Origin of the sequence: Novipirellula sp., from assembly GCF_041583735.1 — a bacterium.
In the GTDB taxonomy this organism is placed as follows: Bacteria; Planctomycetota; Planctomycetia; order Pirellulales; family Pirellulaceae; genus Novipirellula.
In genome coordinates, this window is sequence record NZ_JBFHFD010000343.1 from 1 (window position 1) to 8,989 (window position 8,989).

An 8,989-nucleotide genomic window follows, 5' to 3' on the forward strand; every position below is an offset into this window, starting at 1 on the left:
AAAACGAGGGCGGTGTGAAGCATTTAGAGACTGCAAATTACGGCATTTGCGTTTTGTAGCTACGCTCGCCAGAGCGTGGATGGTTGCCGGCCAATACGAATCACCACCTTCTGGCGAAGGTAGCTACGAGAAAATGGTTCACAGCGTTAGCGAAAATGGCTAGCTCGGTAAGAGATTGTTGATAGAGGAAGTCGTCAACGGCTCTCGTTCCACGGCGAGTGCTCCCCGAAACTCTTGGCGAGTTCCGCGACGCCAGAGGATGCTGTGGCGTTCCTCATTTCTACGGCCGCCTTCGCTGCGTGTCAGCTTGCGGCTTTGAACTCGGTGCATTCGCTCTCTTCGCGAGCGAGTCGGAATTCGATTGGCGTTTGCGACTTGAGGTGCAGGTCTTGCTGCGGATAGGCAATCACGATCCCGTGTTCTCGAAACAGGCGGTCGATTGCTAATCGCACTTGCGTTTCGATTGTCCTCATCTGTGCCATGTTGCGAGCGGTGACCCAAAAGAAGACTTGAAATGCCAGCGAGCTGTCGCCGAAATCGTTAAACGAGACGCTTGGTTTAGGATGAGGATGCACACCGGGATTTTCGGTAGCCGCTTGTTCAAGCAATTGCATCACTTTTTCGAGTGGCGAACCGTAAGCGATGCCCACTTTGATCGACGATCGCAATCGATCATCGGTTCGCGTCAGGTTGATCACGTTGTTCTCCAAGAACTTGCTATTGGGGACGATGATGTCAAGGTTGTCGCCGGTGCGAATCAGCGTGCTTCGCGCTCCAATCCGTGTCACATTGCCGTAAGTCGAGTCGATCAAGATCAAGTCACCTGATTTAATCGGACGTTCGGCAAGTAGGATTAGCCCACTGATGAAATTGTTTAGGATGTTTTGGCTTCCGAAACCAACACCGATCGCAATCGCACCCCCAAGAAACGTGAACATGGTCAGCGGAACATTTGCGTAGCGGAGTGCCGCCAGCGCAAAAGTGATCAACATCACATAGAACGACAGCGATTCAATCGCTCCGGCGGCCGCTTGCTCGACTCCGAACTTGGGCAGTCGTTGTCCCATCAATCGGCTAAGCCAACGAGCGGCAAAGTAGCCGAAGAAGACGAACAGCAAGATGCTTGCGACTTTGCCCACGGTGAGTGAAGTGTCGTCGAAGCTGGTTAATTCATAATTCCAAAGCCGTCGGAGCGATCCCCAGGCGTCTTCGATCCATTGAGCAAGGGTACGTGACGGTTCTCCCTCGATTTCGGATTGCAACCGAGTTAATGCGCGCGAGGCGCTGTCGATTCCCCACAAACTACGGTTGTATTGTTCAATTTGTTTTGACCACGATTCGTTTTGTCGATCCAGCCACCGTGTTCGCTCGGGATCCTGGGATGTCGACTCGTCGGCTTTCGACGCGACGGCATCCAGCGATGATCTCGCCGCCGCAAGTTTCAGCTCTCGCGTTCGTCGCTCGCGTGATAATTGTTCGAGCTGTGAGAGTGTTTCGGTGAGCCACTGCTGCCGCTCTTCTCGGGTAGATTGTCCTGTCGCAACGCGATAGCGTCGGTCCCAGGATGCACGCATCATGGGCAATCGTTGCAAGCGTTGATTGACCACACCTTGTTCGACCTGGATCGTTTGCTTGGCAAGGCTGAGTGCCTCGACACGCTCGATCGCGATTGGATTGGCGCCGACCAGGGCGTCCAATTCCTGACGTGCCGCTAACCAGCGACGCTCGGCATATTGGAGGTCAAGTTTGAGTGAATCCGAGGCCGCATTCAATTCCATCTCGCGGACATCAAGTTCCGCCGTTTTTTCATCAAGCGTCAGCTTGGCGAATGTGACCTGTTTGGACACGATTTCGCGTTTGCGTTCACTGATTTTCAGCTCGAGCGAGTGGATCGAGCGATGGCTCTCTTCGATCGACAACTCCAATCGCCGCAAGACCAAGGTCTCTTCGGCGAATCGGATTTCTCGCTCGATCGCTTTGGTCGATTCGGAAACCGCAGCATGGTGGGTCTCTTTGATCTGACGCAGTGTCCGTTTATTGGCTTCCACTTCCAATCGTGATCGTTCAACCGCATCGCGCGCGGCTAGCTGCGACTCATCAAGCGACTCTCGTTGCGATTTGCTTGCCGCGATCGCATCGTTCAGTTTGTCAAGCACGAGGATCGAATAGGGAGGGCCGTCATCAATCGTACCGCTTGCCAATTTCGTAAGCTGGTTTTTTAGATCGGCTTCCTTCGCGCGCAAGTCTTGCAGCGCGGTCAACGCATTTTTCTGCTGAGCAACAATGACATCGATCAACTTGGCGGCATCGGAATCAGGCTCGATTGCCGCTTTGTCAGGACTCGATTCACTCGGGGGGACTGCTGCGGTGTCGCTGGCCAATTGGATGGGCTCGGCAGCCAACGAGGTGGCAACCTGGAATGCCAGCAAGAAAAGAAACGGCGTCCGTGATCCACGTCTCATGCGATATCAATCCATTGATCGCAATCTCGGGTTGAACACAAATTGCGTCAACCTCGTTGCGTAATCAATGGAGATAGAATGCGGACGACTTGAGGTCAAGATGTGTCTGCGTTATGCGTTCACGTCGTCGGTCTTCGTCACCGTTGCTTGCATGATGGTGAAAAACGAAAGCGGCGTCGGTTTGTAGCAGCGGTCAAACCGCAGCGGCAGCCCCGCGACGACGTCGCGAAGATCCAAATCGGTACGCCACCCGAGTCGGCGGGTGATATTTCCGGCGGAGTCAACAACCTTTGCAATTAAAGAGTTCTCGCTACGAAAATGGTTGACCATCAAAATCTTTCCGCCCGGCCGGCACACTCGCACCATTTCGCTCATCATCGATTGCGGATTTGACACCACGCTGATGGTATGAAACGACGTGACCACATCAAAACTGTTGTCGGGAAACGTCAATCGCTCGGCGTTCATGGACAATACGTTGACGTGCTGCCATTGCTTTTGCTCGATCAATTGCTCGGCTTCCGCGAGCATGGATTCGGAAAGATCGACTCCGGTAAGCCGAATGTCATGTGGATAGCTGTCCAGTGACAATCCGGTGCCAACCCCGACCTCGAGCACTTCGGTGCCAGCGGAGATATTCATCGCGGCGATGGCACTACGAATATTTCGTTTGGCGACCGCAGGCCATAGTCCTTGGTAAACCGGAACCAAATTGTCATACAGCCGGCTGCGGTGCGGTTCGGCGGTTTTCGTCTTCTTCGGTGGCGAAACAGTGCTCATTGGTCCTGAAACCCTGTGAAAAACTCAGTCATGCTGATTCGATATCAATGCTGGCTTACCCTACGTTTCGCCCGCGATGCCACGAAGCATCGCAGTTTTTGTATGAGTGTCAACTCGAACTCGGCAACGCTCGGGAGACCGTTAAGTCGTTGTTAGGATAGCGTTTAGCGTATCCGGGCAAACAGTCCTTCGGCCCATTTTGAACCCATTTATTACACGTCTATTACAAATTGGGACCGGTTAGGAAGACCAATACGACGAAAGGCCCCCTCATGCAGGTGGTGCTGGTTGCGATTCCGGCGAGCACCGCCCGGTTGAAACCGAACGTTTGCTGGCGTTAATCGCTCGCTCCCCCCTACGTTGGATGGCGGATTGCTTGAGCCGTTTTGGCCAACGTTTTGAAGCATTTTCTCCTGGCTACCTTCGCCAGAAGGTGGTGAATCGCATAGCACGGCAGCCATCCACGCTTGTCCACGCTCTGGCGAGCGTAGCTACAAATCGCAAAAGCAGCGATGACGCGCTAAACCATCCGTCGCTGCAATTGCCTCTATTCGTCTGCTGCGGCGGGTTCGGGGGGAAGGGGTTTGCCGCTCCAAAGCGATCGGACGGGGGGGCCAAACGCGTAATAGCAGAACGCGATCGGCAACGCGACCCAGTGCAGGATGAAGCCTCCGACGATCGCAAACAACGCTTGTCCAAACTGATGCGTGGACCAGCGGCCGCTGACCAGTTGCTGGAACACGTGCGGATATTGGAAGCGTGATGTCATCAAGTAGGCCAACACAACCGCGAGAAAGGGGATCACGTAGTGAGCCGACAGCAACGCGTACTGGGCAATCCGATGGACAAATTCGGGATAGACCGGGTCGGTGGCGATCGACGCCAAGTCGGGCATGGCGATGGCAAATGCGGCAATCGTCCCAGCGGCAGCCGGGCTTGGCAGTCCCTCGAAACCGTCATGAGGATCGTCGTCATCGGTTTCGACGTTAAAACGCGCCAAGCGGATGAGCACACAAAGGGTGAACAGCACTCCGATGGCCCAGCTCAGTTTTTGCGGAAAGACGTCGCTGATTCGCCACACGATCACGGCTGGGGCGGTTCCAAAGGTGATCGCGTCACACAAACTATCTAACTCGCCACCAAAACGGCTTTCTTGACCGGTCAGCCGTGCGGCCGAACCATCCAACGCATCAAAAACCATCCCCACGAAAATCAGCACTCCAGCAACGAACAGTTTTTCTTCGGGTTCACGTGCCAACGAATCGCTCATCGCTACCGAGATCGCGGCCATCCCACAGACGGCGTTGCCGAGCGTCAAAAGGGTGGGCAAGACCGCGAGATTGAACTTTCGCTTTCGCCGTTTGCGATTCTTCTTGGACAACAATCGTTTGCCCAGCCGCAGCTTCTCTCGCCGCTCGGGCGAAGCTGTCCCGTCCTGAGTTTCGGACATCTCGGCGTCAAGCAATGCACCGGTTTCGCTCGATTCATCCATCGTTTCGTCGACAGGATCTTCGCTGGAACGCCTGCGAGAACGGCTTCCGAACAAACTTCGTTTGAGTTCACTCATGGATTTTTTATTGTGATTCCAACATGGATAGGGCTGGCGACGCCGGCGGTGGGGTTCGGGGAACGCCGGGTACGGGACGCCGCTGACACGGCGAAGTCGTTCTCTCATTCTTACTGGAAATGAGCCGGCTGGCGGATGAATTCGGAATTTTCGTGTATCCGTTTGCCGAAGCTCGAGCATTTCCGGCAAAGCGGTTCGATTTTTCAGGTCGTAGCGACTTCGGGCCCACGACGGTTTCGCTAGGTTTGGGAATGCACCGCTACCGGTACTCATGGTCCACCAGCCTATCCGCTATAACAGCAGTATGTCGATATGCGAAGCCACCGGAGAGAGACGACGTTGATGATGACCCCCCGTTATTTGATGCCCTTTGATACACGACGATCGCTTCATCGGTTCACCGATGTCTTGATCATCGGGGGTGGTCTAGCCGGTTTGCGAGCCGCCAACGCGGTCGAATCCAATCGTTCGGTATTGGTGGTCACCAAAGACAAACTGCGTGAATCGAATAGCAATTATGCGCAGGGCGGCATCGCCGGGGTCGTCGATCCCGACGACCGTTTCGAAGACCACGTCATCGACACGATGGATGCAGGGGGAAATCTTTGCGATGGCGGCACCGTCGATATGGTGATTCGCGAAGGCCCCCGCAGGATCGAAGAGTTGATCCGCTGGGGAACCCGTTTCGACGAATCCGATGGCATCTTATCGCTCGGTCGCGAAGGGGGCCACAGTCGTGAACGGATCGTGCATGCGCAAGGCGATTCGACCGGAGCCGAGATCATGCGTGCGGTCATCGATCGCACTCGCAGTTTGCCGAACGTCGAGATTTGGGATAACGCCTTTACCGTCGACCTGTTGACCTACGAAGGACGTTGCCGCGGCGCGATCATCGTCGGGCCTGATAACCGACCGTTGATGGTGTGGGCCAAAGAAACGATTCTCTGTACCGGAGGGACCGGGCAAGTTTATCGTGAATCCACCAATCCGCCGGTCGCGACCGGTGACGGGTTGGCCATTGCCTATCGCGCCGGCGTGCAATTGCGTGATATGGAATTCATCCAATTTCATCCCACGGTGCTGTACATCGCTGGTTCTTCGCGTTCGTTGATCACCGAAGCGATTCGGGGCGAAGGAGCTCATTTGGTCGATGCCGCCGGGCACCGGTTCATGCCCGAGTACGATCCACGCGCCGAATTGGCACCGCGTGATATCGTCAGCCAGTCGATCATCCGGCAAATGAACGTGACTAAACATCCCTGCGTCTACTTGGACCTTTCGCATCTCGATGCGGGCAAAGTTCGTAGACGTTTCCCTGGGATCGCCGAGGCGTGTGCCAAGTTCGGATTGGACATTACCAGTGATCGGATTCCTGTTCGTCCAGGGGCTCACTACATGATCGGCGGAGTGACGGTGGACCGCCAAGGCCGCACGAGTTTGCCGGGGCTGTGGGCCGCCGGTGAAGCGACTAGCAGCGGGCTGCATGGGGCGAACCGTTTGGCCAGCAACAGTTTACTCGAAGGTTTGGTCTACGGCGCCCATGCCGGCGAAGCCGCCTCACGCGCCGCAGCGGAAAGTGTCAACAAACTTGAAGCGTTACCGATCCAGCACCCTATCCATCTGCAACGTGAATCGTTCGATGTCGCTGACGTGCGAGTGTCGCTAAAAAGTTTGATGGGGCGATGGGCCGGTGTCGAGCGTGATGCCGAGGGGCTGCGCGAAGCCGAAGATTCGATCCGCTCCTTTGCGGCTTACGTCATGTCGCGACAATTTGATACCGTCGAAGGCTGGGAATTGCAGAACATGTTGTTGGTTGCGTCATGTGTGGTCCGTTCGGCATTGGCGAGAAACGAATCACGTGGCGTCCATTTTCGTTCCGATTTCCCGCAAGTGGATGATGAAAATTGGCGTCGACATCTGACGCAACAAATTGACGTCGACGGTGGACACCCGAAAATTGGGGAACCGCTTGAGCCGAACGAGATCACACGATCGAATTAGCATTCGTCTCAGAGCAAAGGGAACGGCATTCATGATCGAAGAAACCGTAAACAATCTGATCAGCGACCCCGGTGAAGTGGCCTTTGTCGTCCATTCGAAGGTCCGCGGTCCGATTCGCGATTTGACGTTTCTGCAGCGTGCGTTGTTATTCGCCGAATTGTCAATGATCTCGTACAACGACGAGGACGAAGCACGGCGTGCCGCAAAAGTCGCCGGTTTTGAAGATGTCACCTTTTACGACCGAGACGGGTCGCAAGCGTATCGTTTTCGTAACGATTTTGACTGCGTGATCGCCTGCCGGGGCACCGAGCCGAACGAGTGGAACGATATCCAAGCCGATGCCAACGCAGCGTCGGTGGTCGCCGAGACGATTGGCAACGTGCATCGCGGGTTCAAACGCGAAGTCGACGATCTGTGGCCGATGATCGAAACGGCGCTGATGAGTAACGAGCAACCGTTATGGTTTTGTGGTCACTCGCTCGGTGGTGCCATGGCAACCATTTGCTCGGGTCGCTGCTTTTTATCGCATATTCAATCCAATCCCGAACAACTTTATACGTACGGCAGCCCGCGGGTCGGCGATAACCGTTACGTTAACTACGTCGCGCTGGATCATTTTCGTTTTGTCAACAACAACGACATTGTCACACGCGTCCCACCGCTGCTGCTCGGCTATCGCCACTGCGGCAGCGAGGTTTACATTGATCGCAACGGCCAGCTCGGGCGACTGAACCTGTTGATGAAGCGGCGTGATCGCTGGTGGGGGTTTGTCCACGGATTGCGACGCTGGAAAATAGACCACTTTGCCGATCACTCGATTCACAACTATATCGCTGCTATTTTTGATGCCGTTCGGGCCGAGCAAGTCGAGTTGGGCGGCGGCGGCATCGCTAAATCGGGAAGCGAGTATGCCGGTGACGAACGCGAGTACACTGAAGAGGAGAGAGTTGATTTGCCACATTTGAAACCTCGTACGACGACCCCCGCAAAACAACACAAGTCATCTGCTGATGGCTTAGACTCGAACGAAATGAGAATTCAAGGATGAGCGGTTCGCAACCAAGTCAAAAACACCGACCCGAGGTTGGCACGGCGCAACACGTCACGCCCGGGCATATCGAGATCGATGGCGTTCGCTTGAAACTGTCGCATCCCTATGAAGCTGCCGGGCAATGGATCGGGCAGCAAGAAGTGTTGATGCAGTTGTTGGCCTGCTGGATTTCGGTCGACGATTCGGATCTTCCGCTAACGCCTCGATTGATCGGTTCGCCCGGAGTGGGCAAGACTCAATTGGCGATCGCGGCGGCCAAGGCGCAAGGGCGTCCGCTGTATATTTACCAGTGCACCGCCGACACGCGGCCCGAAGACTTGCTGATCACGCCGGTGCTAAGCCAAGGTGGCGAGATCGCCTATCACGCCTCGCCGCTTGTTACCGCGATGATTACCGGCGGCATCTGCATATTGGACGAAGGCAACCGGATGAACGAAAAGTCGTGGGCTTCGCTCGCGCCACTGCTTGACGGACGACGCTATGTCGAATCGATCGTCGCAGGCATTACGATTCATGCCGAAAAGGAATTTCGGGCGACCGTGACGATGAACCAGGACGAGTCGACGTTTGAGATTCCTGATTACATCATGAGTCGTTTGCAGCCCACGCTCAGCGTCGGGTTCCCGAGCAAGCAAGATGAAATGTCGATCCTGCAGTACCATCTGCCGTTCGCTCAACCCGAGATGTTGGCGATGACGGTCGAGTTTCTGCAGCATTCGCACGAATTGAAACTCGATTTTTCGCCACGCGACGGTATCAATCTGCTGCGTTTTGCAATCAAGCGAATGATGCAAGACAAGAATCATCCAATCAGTGCCGACGAAGCGTGGCAGGAAGCGCTGGAGAAATGTCTTGGCGAAGAAGCGGTCGATCTGGAAAGTTTGGCGCAGCGTCGCAAACGCACGCTCGGCGGCGATGCCGTGCCGCTTGGACTCGCCGATCTCTTCTTCGACCCCGATGACCCGTTGCACCCCGACCGCGAAGACGACGAAGATGACGACCTCTAATCGCAAACCGGCCAACATCGTAGACGATTCCCCGCAGTGGATCTTGCTAAAGATCCCGCTCCCACTGAATTCTTAATCATACTCTTAATCCTAATCTCGTCCGAGCAACCAACTATCCGCC

The 8,989-nt window shown here is 55.2% G+C and carries 6 protein-coding genes; 3 read left to right on the forward strand and 3 right to left on the reverse strand.

Annotation, left to right across the window (positions count from 1 at the left end; translation table 11 throughout):
- Positions 1-302: 302 nt before the first annotated feature.
- The 3 genes from ABX962_RS21900 to pssA all read right to left on the reverse strand — a co-directional run bounded on the left by ABX962_RS21900 (position 303) and on the right by pssA (position 4,809).
- A complete protein-coding gene (locus ABX962_RS21900) occupies positions 303-2,462 on the reverse strand; it encodes a mechanosensitive ion channel domain-containing protein (protein ID WP_372722311.1) in 2,160 nt (719 codons plus the stop codon).
- A gap of 111 nt (positions 2,463-2,573) precedes the next feature.
- Entirely contained in the window at positions 2,574-3,242 is a 669-nt protein-coding gene (locus tag ABX962_RS21905; RefSeq protein WP_372722313.1) for a class I SAM-dependent methyltransferase, read from the reverse strand.
- Positions 3,243-3,789: 547 nt separating this feature from the next.
- Positions 3,790-4,809: a CDP-diacylglycerol--serine O-phosphatidyltransferase gene (gene pssA / locus ABX962_RS21910; RefSeq protein ID WP_372722315.1), complete on the reverse strand. Its 1,020-nt coding sequence runs from the start codon at positions 4,807-4,809 to the stop codon at positions 3,790-3,792.
- Between the two features lie 342 nt (positions 4,810-5,151).
- On the opposite strand from pssA, the gene nadB reads away from it, so the two are divergent.
- The 3 genes from nadB to ABX962_RS21925 are packed head-to-tail and all read left to right on the forward strand — an operon-like array spanning position 5,152 to position 8,868.
- Positions 5,152-6,810 carry an L-aspartate oxidase gene (nadB, locus tag ABX962_RS21915; protein ID WP_372722320.1) on the forward strand — a complete coding sequence of 553 codons (1,659 nt, stop codon included), beginning with the start codon at positions 5,152-5,154 and terminating at the stop codon, positions 6,808-6,810.
- Between the two features lie 31 nt (positions 6,811-6,841).
- A complete protein-coding gene (locus ABX962_RS21920) occupies positions 6,842-7,858 on the forward strand; it encodes a lipase family protein (protein WP_372722316.1) in 1,017 nt (338 codons plus the stop codon).
- Positions 7,855-8,868 carry an AAA family ATPase gene (locus tag ABX962_RS21925; RefSeq protein WP_372722318.1) on the forward strand — a complete coding sequence of 338 codons (1,014 nt, stop codon included), beginning with the start codon at positions 7,855-7,857 and terminating at the stop codon, positions 8,866-8,868. Before ABX962_RS21920 ends, ABX962_RS21925 begins: the two co-directional genes overlap by 4 nt.
- The last annotated feature ends 121 nt before the right edge of the window (positions 8,869-8,989 follow it).